At 64.1% G+C, this 21133-nt stretch carries 21 protein-coding genes and 1 pseudogene; 9 read left to right on the top strand and 13 right to left on the bottom strand.

Annotated elements, in window-relative coordinates; genetic code table 11:
- Positions 1-123: 123 nt before the first annotated feature.
- The 3 genes from AB0O58_RS09215 to AB0O58_RS09205 all read right to left on the bottom strand — a co-directional run bounded on the left by AB0O58_RS09215 (position 124) and on the right by AB0O58_RS09205 (position 2431).
- The gene (locus tag AB0O58_RS09215) at positions 124-960 is read right to left on the bottom strand and encodes an alpha/beta hydrolase (RefSeq protein ID WP_032368836.1); all 837 of its coding nucleotides are present in this window, start codon (positions 958-960) and stop codon (positions 124-126) included.
- A 117-nt stretch (positions 961-1077) separates the two neighbouring features.
- Entirely contained in the window at positions 1078-1830 is a 753-nt protein-coding gene (locus AB0O58_RS09210; protein WP_032368837.1) for a ferredoxin reductase, read from the bottom strand.
- A 1-nt stretch (position 1831) separates the two neighbouring features.
- Positions 1832-2431 (bottom strand): sulfite oxidase-like oxidoreductase, encoded by a 600-nt coding sequence (locus AB0O58_RS09205; RefSeq protein ID WP_032368838.1) that lies wholly within the window; start codon positions 2429-2431, stop codon positions 1832-1834.
- A 167-nt stretch (positions 2432-2598) separates the two neighbouring features.
- On the opposite strand from AB0O58_RS09205, the gene AB0O58_RS09200 reads away from it, so the two are divergent.
- Positions 2599-3087, top strand: a complete 489-nt coding sequence (locus tag AB0O58_RS09200) for a nucleoside deaminase (protein WP_032373001.1) — start codon at positions 2599-2601, stop codon at positions 3085-3087.
- A gap of 5 nt (positions 3088-3092) precedes the next feature.
- On the top strand, positions 3093-4472 hold the full coding sequence (locus AB0O58_RS09195; protein WP_155289471.1) for an alpha/beta hydrolase: 1380 nt from the start codon (positions 3093-3095) through the stop codon (positions 4470-4472).
- Positions 4473-4503: 31 nt separating this feature from the next.
- Here AB0O58_RS09195 and AB0O58_RS09190 read toward each other — a convergent pair whose 3' ends face one another.
- Positions 4504-5379, bottom strand: coding sequence for a helix-turn-helix transcriptional regulator (locus tag AB0O58_RS09190; protein WP_032373000.1), 876 nt, complete (start codon positions 5377-5379; stop codon positions 4504-4506).
- Positions 5380-5480: 101 nt separating this feature from the next.
- Between AB0O58_RS09190 and AB0O58_RS09185 the strand changes: the two genes are divergently transcribed.
- Together AB0O58_RS09185 and AB0O58_RS09180 are read left to right on the top strand one after the other, a co-directional pair.
- Positions 5481-6176: an SDR family NAD(P)-dependent oxidoreductase gene (locus AB0O58_RS09185; RefSeq protein ID WP_045842025.1), complete on the top strand. Its 696-nt coding sequence runs from the start codon at positions 5481-5483 to the stop codon at positions 6174-6176.
- Between the two features lie 166 nt (positions 6177-6342).
- Positions 6343-7098 carry an alpha/beta hydrolase gene (locus AB0O58_RS09180; RefSeq protein ID WP_032372998.1) on the top strand — a complete coding sequence of 252 codons (756 nt, stop codon included), beginning with the start codon at positions 6343-6345 and terminating at the stop codon, positions 7096-7098.
- Between the two features lie 9 nt (positions 7099-7107).
- On the opposite strand, the gene AB0O58_RS09175 is transcribed toward AB0O58_RS09180, so the two are convergent.
- A complete protein-coding gene (locus tag AB0O58_RS09175) occupies positions 7108-8394 on the bottom strand; it encodes a competence/damage-inducible protein A (protein WP_363797815.1) in 1287 nt (428 codons plus the stop codon).
- Between the two features lie 140 nt (positions 8395-8534).
- On the opposite strand from AB0O58_RS09175, the gene AB0O58_RS09170 reads away from it, so the two are divergent.
- Positions 8535-8942: a DoxX family protein gene (locus AB0O58_RS09170; protein ID WP_032364793.1), complete on the top strand. Its 408-nt coding sequence runs from the start codon at positions 8535-8537 to the stop codon at positions 8940-8942.
- A 30-nt stretch (positions 8943-8972) separates the two neighbouring features.
- Here AB0O58_RS09170 and AB0O58_RS09165 read toward each other — a convergent pair whose 3' ends face one another.
- From AB0O58_RS09165 to AB0O58_RS09145, 5 genes are all read right to left on the bottom strand, one after another.
- Positions 8973-10460: an FAD-dependent oxidoreductase gene (locus AB0O58_RS09165; protein WP_032372996.1), complete on the bottom strand. Its 1488-nt coding sequence runs from the start codon at positions 10458-10460 to the stop codon at positions 8973-8975.
- A gap of 63 nt (positions 10461-10523) precedes the next feature.
- Positions 10524-11582 carry a GGDEF domain-containing protein gene (locus AB0O58_RS09160; RefSeq protein WP_032372995.1) on the bottom strand — a complete coding sequence of 353 codons (1059 nt, stop codon included), beginning with the start codon at positions 11580-11582 and terminating at the stop codon, positions 10524-10526.
- Between the two features lie 49 nt (positions 11583-11631).
- Entirely contained in the window at positions 11632-12165 is a 534-nt protein-coding gene (locus AB0O58_RS09155; RefSeq protein ID WP_032372994.1) for a hypothetical protein, read from the bottom strand.
- Between the two features lie 42 nt (positions 12166-12207).
- On the bottom strand, positions 12208-13158 hold the full coding sequence (locus AB0O58_RS09150; RefSeq protein WP_045842023.1) for an alpha/beta hydrolase: 951 nt from the start codon (positions 13156-13158) through the stop codon (positions 12208-12210).
- A 45-nt stretch (positions 13159-13203) separates the two neighbouring features.
- Positions 13204-13998, bottom strand: a complete 795-nt coding sequence (locus AB0O58_RS09145) for an SDR family oxidoreductase (protein WP_032364794.1) — start codon at positions 13996-13998, stop codon at positions 13204-13206.
- 79 nt (positions 13999-14077) lie between these two features.
- On the opposite strand from AB0O58_RS09145, the gene AB0O58_RS09140 reads away from it, so the two are divergent.
- A complete protein-coding gene (locus AB0O58_RS09140) occupies positions 14078-14644 on the top strand; it encodes a TetR/AcrR family transcriptional regulator (RefSeq protein WP_032372992.1) in 567 nt (188 codons plus the stop codon).
- A gap of 25 nt (positions 14645-14669) precedes the next feature.
- On the opposite strand, the gene AB0O58_RS09135 is transcribed toward AB0O58_RS09140, so the two are convergent.
- From AB0O58_RS09135 to AB0O58_RS09125, 3 genes and pseudogenes are all read right to left on the bottom strand, one after another.
- On the bottom strand, positions 14670-15143 hold the full coding sequence (locus AB0O58_RS09135; RefSeq protein WP_032372991.1) for a hypothetical protein: 474 nt from the start codon (positions 15141-15143) through the stop codon (positions 14670-14672).
- A 478-nt stretch (positions 15144-15621) separates the two neighbouring features.
- Positions 15622-17019 (bottom strand): annotated as a pseudogene (locus tag AB0O58_RS09130) (LLM class flavin-dependent oxidoreductase); the annotation flags it as partial.
- Between the two features lie 69 nt (positions 17020-17088).
- Positions 17089-17376 (bottom strand): hypothetical protein, encoded by a 288-nt coding sequence (locus AB0O58_RS09125; protein WP_032372989.1) that lies wholly within the window; start codon positions 17374-17376, stop codon positions 17089-17091.
- A gap of 172 nt (positions 17377-17548) precedes the next feature.
- Between AB0O58_RS09125 and AB0O58_RS09120 the strand changes: the two genes are divergently transcribed.
- From AB0O58_RS09120 to AB0O58_RS09110, 3 genes are all read left to right on the top strand, one after another.
- Complete coding sequence (locus AB0O58_RS09120) at positions 17549-18208, top strand: response regulator transcription factor (protein ID WP_032368848.1); 660 nt, start codon at positions 17549-17551, stop codon at positions 18206-18208.
- Position 18209: 1 nt separating this feature from the next.
- Positions 18210-19625, top strand: coding sequence for a HAMP domain-containing sensor histidine kinase (locus AB0O58_RS09115; RefSeq protein ID WP_231578259.1), 1416 nt, complete (start codon positions 18210-18212; stop codon positions 19623-19625).
- Positions 19626-19748: 123 nt separating this feature from the next.
- Complete coding sequence (locus AB0O58_RS09110) at positions 19749-21113, top strand: MFS transporter (protein WP_283542416.1); 1365 nt, start codon at positions 19749-19751, stop codon at positions 21111-21113.
- Positions 21114-21133: the final 20 nt, after the last annotated feature.

Genomic DNA, 21133 nt, shown 5'->3' with positions numbered 1-21133 from the left:
TCGACGAGGGTGAGGCGACGCTCACTGTCGGCTAAGTCTGGCTGAACGAGACGCACGACACAGCTGACGAAATGAACAGCCGAAGTCCCCCGACCGCTCCATTCCGGTCCTTGTGCTGCTTCATCACCCGTTTCGCAGCGCCTCGTCGATTCGTGCTCCCACGGCGGCGGCACCGGCCGAGGTCATGATCGTGCCGGCATGGTCCAGTTCCATCATCGGGGTGATCGAGGTCAGGTCGAGCGCATCGATGTCTTCGGGCGAGTACATCGGTGCCGAGTTCTCCCCAACGCTCCACTGCGCGTGCAGGAATCGAATCGGCATCGTCAGTTCTCGGAACCGTGAGTCGCCGAAGAACACATCCTCGGCGTCGGAGACGACTGCCTCGGTCGACAGCCGCACCGACCCGTCGACCAGATCGTGTTCGGCGTACGTCCGCAGGAGTGGATCCGCCGGGTCGAGAAGCGGCAGCGACGTCGACACCAAGAAGTCGACGTATTCGTCGACGGCGTCGAAATGCTTCTGAGTTCGAGCAATTCTGTCCGCGAACACAGCTCCGACGGTCTCGCGGGTGAGACCGTCGGGCGGTGCCACCGGAACGCCTCCGTCGACGAGAACGAGACTCTTCACTCGAGATGGATACCGGGCCGCGAACTCGACTGCCACGAATCCACCCATGGACATTCCGCACACGTGCGCAGCGTCGAGTCCAAGGGCATCCATGACGGCGTCCAGGTCGTCTGCGTGCCGAGCGAGCGACGACGGCCCCGTGACCTCGACGCTGTCACCCCTGCCGCGCAGATCCGGTGCGACCAGTGTCAGGTGCGGCGACTCCGCCCGCAACCAGCCCCACAGCATGCGTTGGCTGGACACGCCGTGCACCACGAGGACGGGCTCACTGGTGCCGGTGTGTATTTCGACGACGAGATCTCCGCCGGGTACAGGTACTCGATCGATGGTCATGGTGCCGACAGTATGGGAAGCCGGCTCCAGTGGGGATGGATAAGAACCCCATTGAGAACGTCGAAATGTGGATGGTTCATCTTTACCGCGGGAGCGGCGCTGAGTCGAGGGCCAATCTCAGCTCGGTCCGAAACGCTCCGTACGGATGTTCGCCGGCGAATGTCCCCGCGCCACCAACATGTCCGCGACCGTGTCGACGAAATTCGTGGGCCCGCAGATGTAACATCTCGGCTCGAATTCCGCCGGCCACCCGTGAGCGTCGATGTCTTCCAACGTGATTCGACCGAGTGGCCGTGTGCTGCCGGCAGGAGCACGCCGCGTGTGGATCATCGTGACGTCCACTCCCGCCGGAGGGTGAGCCCACTCGTCCGCGAAATAGACCTCCGCGGGTTCGCGCACGGAGTACAGCACCCGGAAGGGCACCCGTCCGCCCGTCGCGGACGCCTGTGCGCGAACCATGGCGCGGAGCGGGACGATGCCGGAACCGCCACCCACCAACAGAACCGGGGGAGACGGGGTCTCCGACGGTTGGGACGGCCGCCAGACGAACCATCGGCCCACCGGCCCTCGAATTTCGATGCGATCGCCGACCTCGACCGACTCGACCAAGTAGGGCGACACCTCGCCGTCCGCGACGTTCTGGACCGATATCTCGACGCGCGACGTGCCGTCGGGTGCCGAGGCCAAGGAGTAGCTGCGCTGTGCGCTGTAGCCGTCCTCGGCAGTGAGCTTGACGTCCACGTGCTGCCCGGCGAGATGGCCGGGCCAACCGTCGACGTCGAGAACAAGGGTGGACGCAGTGGGTGTCTCACGCCGCACGGCCGCCACCGTGGCGACGAGCCAGGGTTTCGCTCCGGCCGTCACAGCCACGTCAGTCGCCCTGGTAGCGCTGCTCGCGCCACGGGTCGCCGTAGTCGTGGTACCCACCGCGCTCCCAGAAACCTTGTTCGTTCTCCAGGGTGAGCTCGATGCGCGAGATCCACTTCGCCGATTTCCAGAAATACAGATGCGGAACGAGAAGCCTTGCGGGACCGCCGTGTTCGCGAGTCAGGGGAGCGCCGTCGAACTCGGTGACCAGCCAGGCCTTCCCGTCCCGGAGGTCTTCGAGGGGGAGATTGGTGGTGTAACCGTCGAAGCCGTGCACCACGACGTACCCGGCATCGGTGTCGAGACCGTCCAGCAGAACGTCCAGGCTCACGCCCTTCCATGTGGTGTCGAGCTTCGACCACTTGGTGACGCAGTGAATGTCGACGGTCGGAGTCTCGTGTGGAAGTGCCGCGAATTCGTCCCAGGTCCAACTGCGGGTGTCGCCCCGTTCGGTGGTGACCGAGAACGACCAGGCGTCGGTCGCGACCACGGGCGCAGGCCCGATCGCGAGGACGGGAAAGTCCTTGGTCAGATACTGACCGGGGGGAGTGCGCCCGTCGTCGCCGCGCCGTCGGCCCACGAAGCCCTTCGAGATCAGTGCCATGGTGAAGAATTGTGCGCTCGTTGTCGGGAGTCTGACAAGTCGGGTGACGGTGTCGGCTACCTGCGTTTCAGCGGGAGCGCGCGGGATCGATGTGGAGTTCGCTGTGCTTCGTACCGGTACGGTCGAGGTGTGGACACTTCTATCGTCGACGCACCATGTGGTGCGGCATGAGTATTTCCGCCGACGACCGTGCATTTCTGGCGCGTGCTGTGGATCTGGCGGCGGCCGCAGTGCGTACGGGCAACGATCCGTTCGGTTCGGTGCTGGTGTCGGGTAGCGGTGAAGCGCTTGCGGAGGACCGCAATCGCGTCGGCGATCGACACGATCCCACCCAGCACCCCGAGATCGCTCTGTCACGGTGGGCTGCGACCAATCTGAACCCCAGTGAGCGACGATCGTCGACGGTATACACCTCCGGTGAGCACTGTGCGATGTGCGCGGCGAGCCACGGAATCGTTGGGCTCGGACGTATCGTCTACGCCACCTCGACAGCCCAATTGCTCACGTGGCTGGAAGAATTCGGTGCTGCGCCGCTCGCGATCACGCCGCTCACCATCACACAGGTCGTGCCGGGAGCAGTGGTCGACGGGCCGGTCGCCGAGTTCAGCGACGCTGTCCGTGAGTTGCACAGGCAACGTCACACGTCCACGGCGTAGCGAAGGTGAGCGAAATCGGCGAAGGCCGCCGAACGAGAACGTCGACAACGGCACTCGTGATGACCGGTGGTATCGGTGTTGCACTCGCGTGGCTCCAGTGTCTTCTGATCCGTCAGCAGTTCGCGGTGGGATTCTGGGTCGTCGTCGTGGCCGTCGTGGCCACCTGTCTCGTCGCGTCCGATGCCAGAAAGCATGTAGCCGTAGGAACTTCGCTCGGTGCAGTGACCGTGGTCGCTCAGGTCGCCTGGTTGGTGACGCCCTTTCACGCGCTGTGGGTCGTGAGCGCAACTGCGGGGACTGCGCTCGGGTTCTTTCTGCTCGGATCGGCGTGGGCGGGCTCCTCGGGTAGCACTCGCCGGGTGATTCTCGCCGTACCGGCCGGCCTCGCGGCCTCGATTGCGTTGGTGGTTTCCGCAGTGACGATCATTACGGCCGCCAGTCCGGCACCGCTGGTTCGAGCGCTGCAGGCCCTGGGGGACAGCAATTCTTTCGCTCCTGCCGGGCCGACAGCGACGTCGGTAGCGAACGGGGCAGGTCGCACCAGTGACATCGAATACGGCTCGACGCTTCCCAATTCGTTTCTCGACATCTACATCGCCGACAACGATCCGTCGGTCAGCCGTCCCACGTACGTCATGGTGCACGGCGGGGGATGGATAGCGGGGGACAAGGCAGACGGTGATTCCGAACTCGGGACGGACAACCCGTACTTCGCGTCGGGGGCGGGCCCCGTACTCGTTGCCGGTTTCAACCTGGTGTCGGTGAATTATGCCTTCGCACCGGAATACCGTTTTCCCACACAGACGATCCAGCTGGGTGAGGCTCTACAGTTCTTGGAAACGAACGCCGACCGATACGGCTTGGACATGAGCCGCGTCGTGCTCGCCGGAAGCAGCGCGGGTGGTCAGATCGTGGGTAGCTACGCCAATGTTCGGACCAACCCCGACTACGCACGTGCGCTGGGCATCGAACCCACGATGGATCGAAGCGCTCTGAAGGCCTTGGTGTTCGACAGTGCAGTCCTCGATGTGGGGCGGGCCGGCTCGCCGCAATCTCCGAGTCCGTCGAACGGCTTTCTGTATGACATAGGTGCGCGCAGCTACCTCGACACCACCGATGCCGATTGGCTGGCGCGCGCAAACGTCACGAAGAACGCCACCTCCGACTTCCCGCCGAGCTTCATCGCCGACGGAAACACCGGCACGTTCCCCGATCAGGCGGCCGAACTGAGCGCGAAGCTGGACAGAATGGGCGTTGCCAATCGCTTGAATCTGTACAGCAAGAACGAGGCGGCCCTCCCGCATGCGTTCATGACCACGGGCTCGCAGTGGACCGAGGAGTACAACCGGCTCAGGATCGAGTTCCTCCGCGGCATCGTCGGATAGCAGAGCAGTCGCTGACGCACTCGACTGGCCGCTACTGCACTGGCAACCGCAGCTGGTCGACGGACCCGGAAACGGCGGCCAACCGGAGTTTCGTTTCGTCTTCCGATCCGGGGGCGGCTGTCATGATGACGATTTTCAGCTCCGCGTCTCCATCGGTGAGTACGTCGCAGTCGACGGTGATCGGTCCGACGGTCGGATGGTGGACCACTTTGTGATCCTCGCGATGTGAACCGACAGCACCGACCGACCACAGAGACTCGAATTCTGTACTGCCGGTGCGTAATTCTTCGATCAGACCTCTCAGTCTCGAGTCTCGGGGAAACCGCCCGGTGGCCCGCCGAAGGTCTGAAACGACTGCCGCGCGGACCGACCCGTCGCCGCCGGACGGCGTCACCGGCCATGCGGACATTCCGGGTGCATCCGTGCCGACGGGGAAACAGTCACGAGCGAAGTTTCTCTTGGAGTACGAGACGGTCGACGGATCACCGACCAGCGCAGCCCAACTCCGGTTCCACCAGAGCAGTTGCCAATCGGCGGCGAAGACGGCAACCGCACCCTCGTAGAGTCGGCCGACAACCCGCCTGACCCCAGGCGGGATGTGGTCGGAGATAGTCCCGTCGACCGGCGGAATGTGGCCGGCCAAGCGGTAGAGATGGTCTCGCTCGGGAAGAGTCAGCTGAAGAGCCCGCGCCAAGGACGACACCACCTGCACCGACGGTGTCGTCGCTCGTCCCTGTTCGAGCCGCACGACGTAGTCCACGGAAATGCCCGCGAGATCGGCGAGGTCTTCGCGTCGGAGCCCCGTGGCCCGTCGAGATCGTCCGGTCGTCAGTCCGACAGCATCGGGTGAGAGTCGATCACGCCACGATCTGATCGTCGCGCCGAGTCCGTCCGTTGTCGAGGTCACGACTCCATTGTCACTCTTCGAGCGGGTGTGAGGGTGGTACCGATTGTCCTACCGTCCAGGCGTGCCTGGAACACGCGCCGGTCGACCTGAACACTGGGGGCATGACCATCACATTCATCACCGGAGCAAACAAGGGCCTCGGTTACGAAACCGCGCGCCGACTGATCGATCAGGGCCACACCGTGATCCTCGGAGCACGTGACGCCGAGCGGGGTAGGAATGCCGCAGCAGCGTTGGGTGCTCGGTTCGTTCGGATCGACGTCACCGATGCCGAATCCGTCGCATCGGCAGCGGCGGACGTGGAACGGCAGGAGGGGGTTGTCGACGTACTGATCAACAACGCGGGCATTCCCGGACCGCACAGCGCCGTCGAAGAACTGACCGCCGAGGATGTGCAGTCGGTACTCGATGTCAACGTCCTCGGAATCGTCCGCACCACAACAGCATTCCTTCCACTACTGCGCCGCTCCACCGATCCCGTCATCGTCAACGTCAGCAGTGGAATGGGTTCGTTCGCGGCGACACACGATTCGTCTCGCGTCGAATCCAGCGTGATTGCTCCGGCCTACACCGCTTCGAAGTCGGCTGTCACGATGTTGACGACGCAGTATGCCAAGGGCCTGAGCGACATTCGCATCAATGCCGCCGATCCGGGCTACACCGCAACCGAATTCAACGGAAACAGCGGGCCGCAGACCGTCACCGAGGGGACCGACGCCATCGTGCAGCTCGCCACCGAAGGGCCCGGCCACGGATCCGGGCGGTTCATCGACCGCCACGGAACCGTCAGCTGGTGAGCCGGTTATCGGTGATTGCACCGTCTGGGCGGTTCTCCCGTGCCGCGATCGCTTCGAGTGCACGGAATCCGGTACCCGGGTGACGTAGCCTGTCGGGCTCAGGCAGTTCACCGGTGTTCGGACGACTGCGCCGACAGACGTGCCACCTCAGGAAATGAGAAGAACGATGAGCACCAAACCTCCACTTCTGTTGCTGCACGGAGTGACGATGTCGGCTCGAGCGTGGGACACCGTCGCACCACTGCTCGCGAGGAACTACGACCTCCTCGTCCCGACCGCAGCGGGTCATCGCGGTGGACGTCGTCTCGATCACGCGAGCATCGGTGCTCTGACCGATGTGACAGAGCAGCTGCTCGATGATCGTGGTCTCGACACCGTGCACATCGCGGGCAATTCGATGGGAGGGTGGATGGGTATCGAGCTCGCTCGCAGAGGCCGGGCCCGTTCGGTGTGCGCGCTCTCGCCCGCCGGTTTCTGGGAGCCCGACGCCGATCCGGGTAAAAGTCGGGCGACGTTGATCCGAACCAAGAAGCTGGCCGACGCCACCAGCTCACTGATGCCGCCGCTGATGAGGTTCGGGTTCGTTCGCCAGCTCGCCATGCGTGATATTGCGTTGCGCGGCAAGCAGATGACGCACCAGCAGGCTGCCGCATCATTCGAAGACCTCGTCGGATGCGATGCGGCTCACGACCTGTTGAACACCCGCGAGAGCGTGGCACCGTTCACCGAAATGCCATGCCCCGTCACCGTGGCGTGGTCGAGTGGAGACCGCATCTTCCCGCCCGAACATTTCGTCCCTGCGGCCCGTCAGAGGCTACCCGGGGCGCATTTCGTCCCGCTGGCAAACGTCGGCCATGTGCCGATGATCGACGATGCGGCACTGGTGGCGAAGACGATCGAGGAGTCCATCGTCGGTCGTTGACCACAAGAATCAGGCCGTCGGCTCCAGGGCGTCGGCGAGCATGTGCATCGCTGCGGTGGTGGAAAGCGAACGCACACTTGCCCTGTCACCGGGCAGTCGAAGTGTCCGGGTGACGGTCGGCTGATCGCGGACGGCAATCGCGAAGCATACGGTGCCGACGGGCTTGAGTTCGGTGCCACCGCCGGGGCCCGCGATGCCACTGGTCGAGACAGCGATGTCGACGCTCACCCGGTTCAACGCGCCCTCCGCCATCAGTGCAGCCACCGGTTCGCTCACGGCTCCGTGCTGCTCGATGACCTCGGCTGGAACACCGAGAAGCTCGGTCTTCGCTTCGTTTGCGTACGACACCACCGCGCCGATCACATATGCCGACGACCCGGCACGGTCGGTGAGACGCGCGGCGATCATGCCGCCCGTGCACGATTCTGCCGTTGCGATGCGACGGCCCGTCAAGCGACGCGCCACGATGTCGTCGATAGTGGATCCGTCGGTCGAAAAGACCTGTGAGCGATAGTGTTTCTCGACAAGTGCTGCGACGTCGGAGTATGCGGCCGCCGCTGATTCTGGATAGCGCGTCACCATTTCGAGTTCACCGAGACGCAGGCAGGTGGTGATCTCGAGGTCGCCGAATCCCGCTACCTCGCGCTCCGCTGTTCGTAAGGTCGCCGCGAGGTCGGCCTCCGACAGACCGTACGCGCGGATGGTGTCCTGGCGAACCGCGGTACTCCTGGCCAACACTCGCGAGACCGGCGCTGTCTGGACAGCTTCGGGCCACATGGCCTGTAGTTCGCGCGGTGGGCCCGGCAGAATCAGAACCGCAGGCAGCATCCCGGAGTCACTCGCTGGTATCGCGACGCCGGGAGCAGTGCCGGTCGGCGAAATGGACTGCGCGCCTTCCGGAACCATGGCTTGTTTGCGGATGCCCGCGAGAAGGGGCTCCGAATCGGGCGAGGAACTCAGGCGACTCCGCCAACGCTGAACGATTGTGTTGATGCGCTCCTCGAGTTCGACGTCGAGCCGAAGTTCTCGACCGTACAGCGCGGCAACGGTCGCGACCGTGAGATCGTCGGCGGTCGGCCCCAACCCGCCAGTGGTGACGATGAGGTCCATACGCTGATCGGCGAGGAAGCGAAGTTGTGCGGTGAGATCATCGGGCCTGTCCCCGCACACGGTGATGTGGGCGACGTCGACGCCCAGTTCCAAGAGACGTTGGGCGACCCATGGGCCGTTCCTGTCGGACACCCGACCCGAAAGAACCTCGGTTCCCGTGACCACAACACCTGCTCGCACTGACATTCTTCGACTTTACTGTCACCGGGTTCGAGTGGACTCGTGACGGTGGTTCGATCGACACCGAATCCGGGGCCGCGGTGAGTTTCCGTACCGACGGCAGTCGATACCGGCGACATCGTGCATCTCGAACATCGGAGAACATCATGACCACGACGACCACTCCTGCAACCACGTCACGTACCGCTGCGCGCGTCGGCTGGGTCCTCACCGGCCTGCTGGCGCTGTTTCTGATCTTCGATATCGTCGGCAAATTGCTGAATGTGCAGCAGGTGAAAGACGCGACAGTGGAATTGGGGCTGCGCGACGAGATGACGCCCGTCATCGGCGTCGTGCTACTGGTGTGCTTGGTGCTGTACGTGGTGCCGCGCACCGCATTTCTGGGTGCCGTTCTCCTGACCGGCTATCTCGGTGGTGCCGTTCTCACCAACTGGCGGGTCGACAAGCCGCTCTTCAGCACGGTCCTGTTCGCGGTCTACGTCGGGATTCTTGCATGGGGTGCGCTGTACCTACGGGATCCGAAGGTGCGTCAGGTCATGCCGATAGTGCGGTAGCGAGACGCCGCCTGTCGACATATGAAAGGGTCAGGACAACGGATTCAGACCCGACGTGACGGGACCCTCCAACACGGAGCCGTCGGCAGCGAAACGCGAACCGTGCAGCGGGCAGTCCCAAGACTTTTCGGCATCGTTCCACGCCACGATGCCGCCGAGGTGCGGGCACACCGCAGACACGCGGTGGGTGACGCCGTCGACGGTGCAGACAGCCTTCGGTGCGATGCCGGGCTCGACGTGGCCCTGACCCTCGACCAGTGGGGTTTTCGAGCCCCCGGTGATCGGCTTCGCCCATCCTTTCGTCATGTTCAGTCCCACGTTGGCATTGATACGGATCGCGTCGACGATGCCGGTGAGTTGGCGCAGATTCCAGCTGTCGTACGCGCCGGCCCAGTCGGTTCGACCGCCGAACGCCCGCTGTGCAAGAACGAGCGCGGACGCCGCGGCGTTCGTCATTCCCCATTTGTCGTACCCGGTGGCGACCCAGATGCGATCGTCGCCGGGCAGCAGTGGTCCGGCGTACGGCAGCGCGTCGATCGACCCGTAGTCCTGCGCGGACCATCTGTATCGTCGTCGGGCTCCGGGGAAGTTCTCTGCGGTCCATTCGTCGAGGTCGTTCACCTGTGCCTGCGGAGAAGACTCGCGCCCGACGACGTGATCGTTTCCACCGATGAGGAGTAGATCGCCGGCCGGGGTGGGCGCGTACCGGATCGATCGGCTGGGGGAGTCGGCCGAGAGGTACATTCCGCGTGGAACGTCGCCGTCGATCTCGTACGCGGCGGCATACGACCGCATCGGTTCCATTCGAGCGAAGAATGCACCGCGATCGAGAATGGGTGTGCCAGTGGCCAAGACGACCCGCGACCCGCGGAGTGGACCCTGATCAGTCTTGACGTCGACGTGACGAAGCCTTCGTCTCACACCGAGTGCTCGGGTGCCTTCGGTGATGTCCGCACCCGCGCTCGAGGCGTCCTCGGCCAGGGCAATGAGGGCGTCCATCGGATCGAATTGAGCTTGGTCCGGAACAGACACGGCACCGGCGACATCGAAGGGAAGTTCGGTGTCGGTGCCGTAGGAGGCGTTCAGTCCGGCACCGAGAGCGACGCGCAATTCATCGCGAACGGCGGTGAGACCGGAGCTGGTCGTGGCGTACGTGTACGCCGTCTCGCGTTGGACCGCTATACCCCGCTCCGCGCAGTATTCGAGCAGCCATTGCTGCCCAGCAGTGTTGCCCTGCACGTAACGCCGCACCTGCTGGTGCGAATGTTTCGACGCTATCGACGACAGCTTCGTGCCCTGCAGAACACTGATCTTGGCTGTCGTGTTTCCCGTCGCGACGGCACCGATCGTGCGGGCTTCGAGCACCGCGACGCGTTCTCCGGCTCGTGCGAACAGCAGGGCGGTGACCAAACCTGTGAGTCCGGCCCCGATGACCACGGTGTCGTACTTCTGTCTGAAATCGATCGCGCGGTAGGGCGTGCGGTCGGGTCGGTCGAGCCAGAGTGAGTTGGGCGGCATACAACCGAGTTCCCGCCTTCGTCGTCGCGAAACCCGGCAAAACCAAGAGGCAGTGCGCCGTCGTCAGTGAACGATGTCGCCGGGCGGACGCGCAAGAGCGACGCAATTGCGGCCGTTGCGTTTCGCGCGATACAAAGCCTCGTCGGCGGCGGCGAGTGTTCGGTCGAACACGGTGCGGGTGGAGCGTGGATCCACCTGTGGCAGTGCGGCACCGACGCTGACGGTGATCGGGATGTCGTCTGCGACGTTATGGACGGCCTGTCGAAGGCGCTCGGCGAATTCGCCGAGCGTCGGCGTCGGATCCGGGACGAGGACGACGAATTCGTCGCCGCCCAGTCGTGAGACCGTCGCGTGTCGGCCGGCGCTCATGGTCAATCGCATTGCCGTCAGCCTCAACGCGACATCGCCCGCGGAGTGGCCGTGGTGGTCGTTGACGGCTTTGAAGTGGTCGATATCGATCAGCAACAAGGCCGGACGAACGGGGTCGTTGCCGGCACCGACTGCTCTGGCTTCCAGGCCTCGCCGGTTCAGCACTCCGGTCAGTGGGTCGGTCATCGCGTCGGACAGATGAACCCGAGAGGAGTGGAGTACTGCTCGTGAGAACGCCGACAGCAGCGTGACAGCGCCGTTGATCACCGTGATGGCCACGACGACTCGGAGGACGACCGATACGGCGTCGGTAGGGGTCTTCGCCAGCGCTGAAGATCCGAGTACGAGCATGTACACCGTGCTCCACCCGACGTGGAACCAGATCACTTTCGGTCGAGCGAAGTGCGCGGCGTACGCACCGACCAGTGCGAGAAGCATCGCACCCTGAAGCGCTGCTAGAGGATCAGCGTAGGTTGCCGTCACCACGGTGACACCGAGTTCGCAATACACGACGAACCAGTTGTTGACGGGTGCGCGGCGAGACCACCAGTCCATCCCGAATTCGGCTTTGCTCATGATCCGGGCGACGGGAATCGTGCTGATGCACACGGCGTAGGTCAGTACGGTGCCGAGTCCTTCGGTGGGGCCGTCCTGCGTGAACGTGGTGCCGATGCCGAGCAGCCCGAACAGCAGAGTCTGAACGACAACCCCCGTCCGCAGCAGCGGGTCGGGTGTCTCGTCGTTCGCCCGCATGCCGGCCGGTCGCTCGGTGGGCGCACGTCTTGCCGGTGAGTCCCGATGTCTACCCACCGAAACCGTCTCGTGTCATGTCCGATCGCCAGCGCAGACTGGCTCGGACTGCCTCCCCGACACGGTCGGCGAGGTCGGCGGCGAGTGGCTCGGAGTGGTGAAACGTAGTCGCCTGTTTCGGTTTCGACAACCGGGCCGCTTCGAGCTTCGGTACATGCCCGTCGATGCCCAACCGGAAGGCACTGTCCGGAGTCATTCGAGTCGAGGGTATGCGTTCGGCGTTGCGCGGAACCGCCGAACAGTCGATGGTGAGCAGCGATCGATCCGGGCGCGCGAACGTTTGCTTGTCGGCAAGCGCAACATACAGTCCGTCGTTCGCCTCGGCGCGCGTCGCCAGTCGTGCGACGACCCGTCGAATACGCTGCTGGCACTGTGTTCGGTCCGACGACACGACCAGCTCGGCACCCGGGACGGCAGATCGTGTGCTGCGCGCCGACTCCGTCAAGGACGTCCAGATTGCGTCGTCGTCCTCACCGAAATATGTTCGCAACAGCCAGAGTTCGGAGCTGCTCGCGCCGTCGGGCATGGTGATCCAATCCGAGAACTGTGGGGTGCACCGAACGTGCGGTCAGGCGGAGGGGACAGCCCGGAGCTGCACGGGCACAGTATCGACGAGGAAGGCCAGCTGATCTCCGATCACCGAGGAGAACAGCGGCTCCACGTACGGGTCGAAATGACCGCCTACGTAGGTTCGAACCGTCGCACCGCGAACTTTCGCCGCGGCGCGTTGTGCGACGGACGCCGGGGTCACTGTGTCTTCGGACGCAATCTGCACCAAAGTGGGGCAGTCGATACGTGACATCGTTCTCCCGGGGGAGTAGCGCCAGATTTTCAGAAGGATTCGTGCAGCGACGGTTTCGGGGTAGTCGCCGTCGGACAGTCCGGACTCGAGGACGAGACGGTCACGCCCCTTCATCGCGTCGGGCGAGACCATCACGGCTCGTTGGCCGGGTAGTCCGACGCTGTCGACGTAGCGCGGCGATCGGCCGAGGGCAGCGCGCACAGCGTCGGACATGGCGGCCGGTGCCAGCCGCACAGCCTGTCGCAATCCGGTTGCGCGAACGGCAGCAATGCCGTCGATGTGAGGTACCTGGGCGATGACGGCTGCGAATCGAACCCCGTTGCCCGCCAACGTCAGTACGTGGCCACCGGCGAACGACGTCCCCCAGCCGACGACCCGATTGTCGTCGACTCCGTCTAATGCGCGAGCGAAGTCGACTGCGTTTCGCCAGTCGGTGAGCTGTTCGTTCACGTCCAACAACTGGCGCGGTTCGCCCTCGCTGTCCCCGAAGAACCGGTAGTCGAAGACGCACACCACGTAACCGGCCGCGACGAAACGCTCCGCGTAGGCGTACAGGCGCATGGCTCGGGGACTACCGAACCCGTGGGCCATGACAATCACCGGCAGACGGTCGGAGGCCGGGCTGCGTGGCCGGAAAACCGTAGTGGCGCAACGAACTCCGTTCGAGTGGAATGACGTCTCGGTACGGGTGAAACCGGTGTGGTCGTCGGTGATCATGCCATTGTTCCTCTGTTCAGCAAAGACTGTATGGATCGAGACTCGCTACTTGAAGGGGTTGAGTGTCCGGCCGAGGTAGTACCCGATACGTGTCGGAATCGGTTTGGCTGCAACAGCAGTCGCTTTGTTGACCAACCCGGGCACGCACACCGGAGTGCCGTTCTCGACCGCGCGCCATCCCTCGCGAACGACGTCCTCGGGGTTCTGCCACAGGATCGAGGGGAGCTTGGATGTGGCCGCCTCCCTGGTTCCCATGACGTCGTGGAACTCGCTGTGCGTGAAGCCCGGGCAGAGCGCGGTGACGTGAATGCCGTGGGGACGCAGCTCCATGTCGAGTGACTGCGACACGTCGAGTACGTAGGACTTGATGCCGGTGTACAGCAGACTGGCTGCGGGCGGAAGGAGGGCCGCCAGCGACGAGAGGTTGACGATGCGTCCGTATCCTCGCTCTTTCATGCCAGGAACAGTGAGGTGAGCAAGTTCGGTCACCGCCGTGATCATCACCTGGATCTCCGCGGCCAGCGACTCGAATGGAGCGTCGGCGAACTTCGAATTCCCCGACATTCCAGCATTGTTGACGAGTATGTCGATGTCGACACCCAGGGCTCGCGTGCGCTCCATGATCGCGCGGGGAGCGTCGCGATCGGCCAGGTCGGCGGCCACCACGTCGCACCGCACGCTGTGGCGCGTGGTGAGCTCGTCTGCCAGTGCAGTCAACCGATCCTCGCGACGGGCTACCAGAACGAGGTTGTGTCCCTCGGCGGCGAGGTGACGGGCGAAGGCCGCGCCGATGCCTGCGGATGCGCCGGTGATCAGGGCTGTGCGTCCGGTGTTCGACATCTGCCACGTCTCCATCTCTTGAACGGTCATCAAGAACGGTAGCAGAGTCTTGAATGGCATTCAAGATAAACTCCGGGACATGCCCAAGAATCGCGGACTACACGACAGAGAGAGCAAGCGCGACGACATCGTCGCCGCTGCCCGCGAGATGTTCGTATCCGACGGTTTCGAGCGCGCATCGATCAGCCGTCTGGCGAAAGCTGTCGGGATCACCCCGAACACCGTGTACTGGTACTTCGACGACAAGGACGACATCCTGGTCGCAGTGCTGACCGCTATCGCGGCCGAGGACGCGGCAGATTATGCGACCGTCGCGGATCGATCCCTGGCCGACCGTTTGGTCTGGCTCGTGGAGCAACTGCAGAGGGTGGGCCCTCTGGTATCGACGGTGCACGACCGAGTTGCCAAGTCGGCAGCAATCGAACACTGGCACAACGGTTTCCACCACTTCGCGGAATCGTTGTTCGCTTCCGATATCGAGAAGGCTGGACTGTCCGGGTCCGAAGCCGATGCGATGCTGCGCATCGGGACGTTCGTCGTGGAGGGATTGCTGACGCACGCCCCGGCTCCGGAGGTCGTCCGTTCGGTGATCGATCGATTGGTCGCGACCATACCGCCTGTTTCGCGTACCAGCTCTACCGAATGACTCTGGTGCGCTGTGGATCTCGTGGTCAGTCGGTCAGCAGGCCGATCTCGGCAACTGTCAGGTCGGTCCGCGGGTCCCGCCACACGGCCGTTCCGTCGCGCACCACCGGCAGGAGCAGTCGCTTCTCCTGGATCGGCCACTGGATGAACGGGTAATAGCCTGCGAGTTCGCCCTGCACCGAGTCGGCAACGACGACCGTGGCCTCGGCGAGCGTTTGATCGATATGCAACGCGCCGAACGAAAAGCCTCGGAACTGCTCGAGGGCGGGCCTCCGGTGATGCGGGACGGGTTCGAGCCCGACATGGCAGTGCCCGGTCTCCATCAGTGCGATCGTCCATTCCGACCGCTCGATGTGCTGTTCGCTGCCGTGCTTGCGGCAGTACAGATCACGCCCCACGGCACCGCACGCGTCGACGATCCGAGTGGGTGCGCCGTGACCGGAGTCCGGGACGAACGGAAGACGCCACTCCTCGACGCATTCGAAAGCCTGCCATTCCATCGCTTCAGGCTGGCATACGAGCGCGCTGGGGCGATACCGAATTATGTTCGGCCGCCCCGCAGACCCGCGGCCCTGAAACCCGGTGCTCCCCCTCGAAGAACAGTAGGTGAGATGAGCCGCTGACGTTCGTCGATCAGACCGTCAACAAGGATTTCACTGCGAGCAGGTCCACCTGACGGATGGTCGGCGGCTCGGCCAGAAGCTCCTGCTGGCGTTCGCGGAGGGACTTCACAATGCTGCCGTGCAGGTGGTCCTGTCGGCCGTCCTCGTCGGGGAACGTGTCGTAGATCGCGAACGTGTGCTCGCTCAACTTGATTGCGTACCAGGTTGTGGTGCCCGGCTCGTCGATTGCGTGCGCGTGCATCTCGGTGAGCCAGTTTTCCAGGGCGTCTGCCGTGTCGGGTTTCGCGGTGAGGGTGACCAGGAGTCCGACGTTGCGGGGTGCGACGCGAATGGTCGTCGGCGGGGCCGGACGGGGACCGGTCGTCGCGGCGGGCCGAAAGGCCGCGCCGGGATGGTCGTCACGCAGACGCGGCTGCCCCAGCACGAGTTCTCGCAGGGAGGTGGCCTCGGTTCGGTTGGTGTCGGGAATCAATCCGCGGCGACGGAGTTCGGGGGTGATCAATTCACCGAAGTCGCGGAAGGTTTCGAAGTTGGTGACGCGAGCGATGTTGAAGCCGTCGACGTCGGCGATCTCGATCCACTCCTCGAAGTGATCGACGATCGTCTTCGGTGAGCCCACGATGCTCGCGCTCATGCCGCCCACGCACAGCCACTCCGCCAGTTTGCGTGGTGTCCATACCAATTCGCTGTCGACCCGAGTGAGCATGTCGCTGAACGCACGGATGCCGTCGCCTCGGAACTGGTCCAACGGCTTGTCGGGGTCGGCTCCCGAGAGATCGACTCCGGTCCATCCGCCCCACAGTGCCAGAGCGGCGTCGACCTGGGCGTGCTTCTGAACCTGCAGCAGTTTTTCGTGCGCGGCCTCGTCGGTCTCGGCGACGATGGGAGTGAGCATCATGATGATCTTCAGGCTTCGCGGATCGCGTCCCTGCTCGGCGGCCAACATGCGGTACTGGTCGACGATGGGGCGAACGTCGTGGGGGTTGACTCCGACGAGGAAGACCGCTTCGGCGTGCTTGGCGGCGAACTTGCGCCCCCGGGCCGACGCCCCGGCCTGGAACAGGAACGGCGTGCGTTGCGGGGACGGTTCGCCCAGATGCGCACCGGGAACGGTGAAGTACTTACCGGCATGGTCGATGTCGTGCACCTTGGACGGCTCGGTGTAGACGCCACGAGCGCGGTCGCGCACCACCGCGTCCTCTTCCCACGAGCCCTCCCACAGCTTGTAGCAGACCTCCATGAACTCGTCGGCGATCTCGTACCGCTCGTCGTGCGAGATCTGCTGCGTCAGGCCGAGATTGACTGCCGCGCTCTGCTGGTAGGACGTCACGACGTTCCACGCCACCCGGCCTTTGGTGAGGTGGTCGAGTGTCGTCATGGTCTTGGCGAACTTGTACGGCAGCTCGTAGGTGGACGAGACCGTCGCACCGTAACTCAGCGTCTTCGTCGCCGCGGCCATGGCCGAGATCGTCAACAGCGGATCGGCTACGGGTGCCTGCGCAGCGGTACGCAGTGCGGCGTCTCGGTTGCCGCCGTACACGTCGTAGAACCCCAGGACGTCGGCCAGGAAGAGGATGTCGAAACCCGCCGCTTCCAGCGTCTGGGCCAATTCCACCCAGTACTCGATGTCGGTGTAGCGGTGAGTCTGGTCATCGGCGTCGGTCCACATGCCGGGGTTCTGGTGCACCACGCACGCCATGTCGAAAGCGCTCAGTACCAGCTGCTTGCGTGCGGTGTCGGGCCCTGCGTTCATGTTCGGCTCTTTCGATCAGCTGGTCGGAGTAGTGGGGTGAACCTGCTGCTCATCGCAGGTCGGTCGACATCAGACCTTGGAGGCGAGCACGTCGAACGACTGCATCGACGGCGCGTGCGCGAGCAGGTCGTCGGACAGTCGGGTGAGCACCGGATGGCCGTCCTGGCCGAGGGGCGCCTTGCTTTCGGACGAACCGAAGATTCCGAACTCGGTGTTGGTGATTCGATACGCGTACCACGTCGCGGTCTGCGGATCCCGCGCCACCGATCCGAGTGCTTCGCCCAGGATCGCGGCGACCTCGTCCTGCTTTCCCTCTCGTGCGACCAGGTGGATCAGAGTTCCGTTGTTGAGCGCCATGCGGTGCGACTGTCCTCACTGTTGGGCAGACCGACGTCCACCACGAATCGAGCATCGTTACCGAAGCTAACCCGTCCGAGTCCGTGCAGCGACGGTTCGAATCACCCTGATTCGAAGCCTGGCCAACGGTCGCCGAGCGTGCGAGAGCGGATGGTGGCCTAATCTCGAGGCGATGCGAATAGCGGTGGTGGAGGACGACGACGGCGTCGGCGACGCGTTGGTGGATGCGCTGACCGAGGTGGGGCACGACCCTGTCCGGATGCGCCGCGGTGCCGACCTACTGCTCGGGTACCACGGCATGGGTGTCGTTCTCCTCGATCTCGGCCTGCCCGACATGGACGGCCTCGAGGCGCTTCGTAAGCTGCGGACCCTGAGTTCGGTGCCCGTGGTGGTGCTGACCGCGCGGGACGACGAGCGGTCGGTGGTCCGAGCTCTGCGCGCGGGCGCGGACGACTACGTCGTCAAGCCCGCTCGGTTGGGGGAGTTGCACGCAAGGCTGGAAGTGGCGGCGCGGCGACGGAGCGCAACGAGTGATGCGGCGGTGGATCGGCTCGAGTTGGGCGACGTGGTCGTCGATCTCGTCGGGCGCAGTGTCGAAGTCGACGGGCGAGACATCGGGCTGACCACCAAAGAGTTCGACCTGCTCGCGCACCTGGCGACTCGGCGTGGTGAAGCGGTGAGCCGCGAACAGCTGATGGATGCGATCTGGGGCGATGCGTACGTGGCGATCTCGCGATCGCTCGACGTGCACATGACGACGTTGCGTGCCAAGCTCGGCCGACCCGGGACCATCGCCACGATCCGCGGCTTCGGCTACCGCTGGGACAGCTGACGTGCGGCGCCGGGTTCTCGTGGTGCTGATGGTCTACTCGGCCGTCGTCGTTCTCGCGCTGTCGGTTCCGCTGGGATTGTTGCTGGGTCGCGAACGCGCCCAACGATTCGGTGAGAATCGAGCTGCCGCTGCAACGTATTTCGCGGAACTGAGCTCCCGGGAGGACGAGTCGGGTGATTCTCGAATCCGAGAGTCGGTGCAGCGCTACAACGATCTGTACGGCGAGGGGATCGTGGTGGTCGACCGCACCGGAGCGGTGCGTGCTGCATCGGGTCTGGATACGACGCGTACGGACGTGCAACAGGCGGTGGCCGGTGCGCTACGCAATCAACGCGGTGGCCTTCCGTCGAGTGTGACGCCGTGGTCGCCGTCGTCGGTACTGGTGGCTGCACCGATCGGTGGGGGAACGCAGGTCGACGGTGCCGTCGTGATCGCAGCCTCCACCGACGCGGCCCGCCGGGATGTCACGATCGGGTGGGCGGTGATCGCTGTCGGTGCGCTGCTGATCTTGGCCACGGTGGCGCTGATCGCTGCTGCGTTGTCGCGCTGGGTCGTTCGTCCACTGACGTCGTTGTCGATGCGGGTCCAATCGTTCGGCGACGCCTTTCACGATCGTCGGCCTCTCGACGACGCACCACGTCTCGAGTCGGATGTACACGTCGGTCCGCCCGAGGTTCGAGCGCTCTCGCGTGCGTTCGACGCGATGGCCGAGGATGTGGAGAACGCGACCGCTGCGCAGCGTCGTCTGGTGGCCGACACCGCTCACGCGTTGCGTAACCCGCTGGCGGCATTACGGATTCGACTGGACGTGTTGGGAATGCGGGTGCCCGAATCGGTCGCCGAAGCGCACCAGCGAACGACACTGGAGGTCGATCGGCTCGACTCCGTCGTCGAGGATCTTCTCGTTCTCGCTGCTGCCGAGACGCCGGTCCTGCATCGCGAGACCGCGTGCGACGTACTGTTCGTGCTCACCGACAGAGTCCGATTCTGGTCGAGCGCACTGACAGTGGCCGGGTTGACCGTCCATGTCGCGGATCCCGACCCGGTAGCCGATCACACTGCTGCGGTACCGGAGGAAGACCTGGTGCGCATGCTCGACGCGATCCTGAGCAACGCGACCAAGTACGCCGGTTCGGGAGCGGATGTCGACATCGACTGCCGAGCCGGCGACGATCACGTCGTGGTGTCGATCACCGACACCGGCCCGGGTGTATCCGCTGCCGAATTGCCGATGATCGCGGACCGGTTCTTTCGGGCATCAAGTGCTCACGGGGCCGGAACGGGGCTCGGCCTGGCAATAGTCGCGGCCCTGATCGAACGAGTGGGAGGACGCCTCGAGGTCGACGCTCATCGACCGTCCGGTTTGATCGTCCGAATTCTGCTCCCGCGTCACGGCTCGAGCGGGTCCTTGTCCTAAGGGAGTGTTAGGAAACGCGAAACAGCTTGGTTCTGGCTGTGCTGGGGGTCACAGTAGAAGGACTTCGGTTGCCGTCACGCGTTCGGCGACCCACCCGCAAGCTATCTGTGGAAGGACCTGCCCATGGCCAACGAGGCCACTTCGACCGCTGGTTCGTCTCGTGCGAACCCGCCGGTCTCGTCTCCCGCAGCCACCCGTCGCGCCGTCTACAACACACTGCGTGGGTCGTCGGGCAACCTCGTCGAGTGGTACGACGTGTACGTCTACACCGTCTTCGCGACGTATTTCGAGAATCAGTTCTTCGATTCGGCGGACAAGAATTCGACCATCTACGTCTACGGGATCTTCGCGGTCACGTTCCTGATGCGTCCGGTCGGTTCGTGGTTCTTCGGACGCTACGCAGACCGGAACGGTCGCCGAGCCGCACTGACATTCAGCGTCTCGCTGATGGCGGCCTGCTCGATGGTCATTGCGTTCACCCCCGGCCGGGAGAGCATCGGTGTATGGGCCGCGGTCATTCTGATCTTGTGCCGTCTGGTGCAGGGCTTCGCCACCGGTGGTGAGTACGGAGCGTCGGCGACATACATGTCCGAGGCCGCCACTCGTGAGCGTCGCGGATTCTTCTCCTCGTTCCAGTACGTCACGCTGATCGGTGGCCACGTTCTGGCGCAGGTCACACTGCTGCTCATGCAGGTCTTCTTCCAGAGGGAGCAGATCGAGGACTTCGGTTGGCGCATAGCGTTCTTCATCGGTGGCGTCGCCGCAGTGGTTGTCTTCTGGCTGCGCCGCAGCATGGACGAGTCGTTGACGAAGGATCAGCTCGAGGCAGTTCGTAGCGGTGCCGATCAGGCGTCCGGATCTCTCAAGGAATTGGTCGGAAAGCATTGGCGCGCTCTGCTGATCTGTTTCATGGTGACCGCCGGTGGCACCATCGCGTTCTACACCTACAGCGTCAATGCACCCTCGATGATCAAGGCAGCGTACGAGGACCGCGGAATGACCGGTACCTGGATCAACCTGTTCGGGCTGATCTTCCTGATGTTGCTGCAGCCCATCGGCGGTTTGATCAGCGACAAGGTGGGACGCAAGCCTCTGCTCGTCTTCTTCGGCGTTGGCGGCGTGCTCTACACCTACGTGCTCATCACATACCTGCCGTCGGCGACGTCGGTGGTGCAGTCCTTGGCGCTGGTCTGCGTTGGCTACGTCATCCTCACCGGCTACACCTCGATCAACGCGATCGTCAAAGCGGAATTGTTCCCCTCGCACATCCGCGCATTGGGAGTCGGCCTCGGTTACGCGCTGGCGAACTCCGCGTTCGGTGGTACCGCTCCGTTGATCTACCAGGCCGCGAAGAACGGTGGGCACGTCGGGTGGTTCATCCTGTACGTGACCGTCGTCATCGGCATCTCGCTCCTGGTGTACATCTTCGTGCTGCGGAACAAGACCGAGACCGTCCTCGACAGGGAGCAGGGCAAGGCCTTCGCGTGACCTGTGACGACTTACAGTGA

It is taken from the genome of Rhodococcus sp. NPDC080181, from assembly GCF_040702225.1.
GTDB lineage: Bacteria > Actinomycetota > Actinomycetes > Mycobacteriales > Mycobacteriaceae > Rhodococcoides > Rhodococcoides fascians.
This window is presented reverse-complemented; position numbering and strand designations above follow the sequence as displayed.